This window comes from Saccharopolyspora sp. (assembly GCF_017434145.1).
In the GTDB taxonomy this organism is placed as follows: domain Bacteria; phylum Actinomycetota; class Actinomycetes; order Mycobacteriales; family Pseudonocardiaceae; genus Saccharopolyspora_C; species Saccharopolyspora_C galaxeae.
The window spans coordinates 1-1,528 of record NZ_JAFRFW010000340.1 but is presented as its reverse complement, the minus strand read 5'-3'; the positions used below and the strand labels follow the sequence as shown (position 1 = coordinate 1,528).

The window sequence follows — 1,528 nt, the reverse complement described above, 5'->3', positions numbered from 1 at the left end:
TCGCGGCTTCGACGGTGAGGCGGCCGTCGTCGGCGTGCACCATGACCAGGCCGAGGTCGCTTTCGGCCAGCGCGGCGGCGCGGCGCACCACCATCGGCAGCACCGCGTCGGGTTCCTCGGACGACAGCGCGGCCTTGGTGATCTCGGTGGACGCCGCGAGCATTCGCTGGGCGAGCGTGGAATCCATGACGATCCCGAGGCTAGTCCTCGCCCGGCGGCGCCCACCGGCCGAACCCGCACCCGGAGCCTCCGAGTGAACGGACCGTTCGTCCCAATAGATCGGGCAGACAGGCCGTTCACTCGAAATCGTGCTGGAGCGAACGGACTTTTCGACCGGCCTACCGGGACGCACCGGCCGTTCACCCGGGCCAGGGCGGTTCACGGTCGGACTTCGAGCGCGTCGTCACGGGCAACGGTGAGCAGGCCGTCGCGGATGCGCAGGACCATGTCGGCGTGCTCGGTCTCCGCGGGGCGGTGCGTCACGTGCAGCACGGTTCGTCCGGCGGCGTCGCTGTGCAGGCGCCGCAGCAGTGCGTCCGAGGTCGGGACGTCGAGGTGCGCGGTCGGTTCGTCCAGCAGCAGCGGCCCCTCGCCGAGCAAAGCGCGAGCCAGGGCGAGCCGCTGCGCCTCACCACCGGACAGCGCGGTGCCTCCGGAGCCGACGAACTCGCCCAGCCGCTCGCCCCAGTCCGGCAACCCGGCCAGCAGCAGCGCCTCGGCCAGCCGCTGGTCATCGGCCTCGGGCGCGGCCATCCGCAGGTTCTCCCGGACCGTGGTGGCCACCAGGCCAGGTTCCTGCGGGCACCAGGCGAACCGCTGCGGCACGCGCGCTTCGCCGCGTTCCACCGGCAGCATCCCCAGCAGCAGAGCCAAAAATGTCGACTTGCCGCTTCCGGACGGCCCGAGGATCGCGACGTGCGCGCCCGCCGGGATCCGAACCGTGGCGCCGTGCAGCGCGGCCGCGGGGGCACCAGGCCAGCGGACATCGACGTCGCGCAGCTCGATGTCGCCGGTCTCAGCGCGCTCGGCGGGCGTGTCCACTTCGGACTCATGACTCGATGCCGGTGCGGCCCCGAGCAGCGGAGCGACTCGATCGTGCGCGGTGCGCAGATTCCGCCACTGCTGCACCGCGGCGGGCAACTCCGCCACCGCCTCCGCCGCGGCGAGCGGCACCAGCGCCAGCAACGGCGCCAGCTCCGGCGCGAGCCGTCCGGCGGCCACCGCCTGAGCCGCGAACCACGCGCCACCGAGCACCGCGATGCCCACCGCGAGCACCTGCACCGCCGTGGCCGCACCAGCGCCGAAGGCCGCGCGGCGCGCGCGAGCGGCCAGCCGCGCATCGACATCCGCCAGCTCCGCACGCCGATCGGCGTGCGCACCGAACGCGATCAGCTCACCCGCGCCGTCCAGCAGCGCCAGCAGCCGAGCCGCGATGCGGCGACGGCCATCGGCCACCGCGGCGCTCGCGCGCCGCTCCGCGAACAACGCGGCAGCGCAGCCGCCGAAGGCGGCGAGCAGCAGCGCAGCG

The 1,528-nt window shown here is 74.1% G+C and carries 1 protein-coding gene and 1 pseudogene; both read right to left on the bottom strand.

Annotation, left to right across the window (positions count from 1 at the left end):
* Positions 1-187: pseudogene (locus IJH84_RS09490) on the bottom strand (sensor histidine kinase); the annotation flags it as partial.
* A gap of 191 nt (positions 188-378) precedes the next feature.
* On the bottom strand, positions 379-1,528 hold a 1,150-nt coding region (locus IJH84_RS09485), incomplete at its 5' end, for an ATP-binding cassette domain-containing protein (protein WP_295142819.1).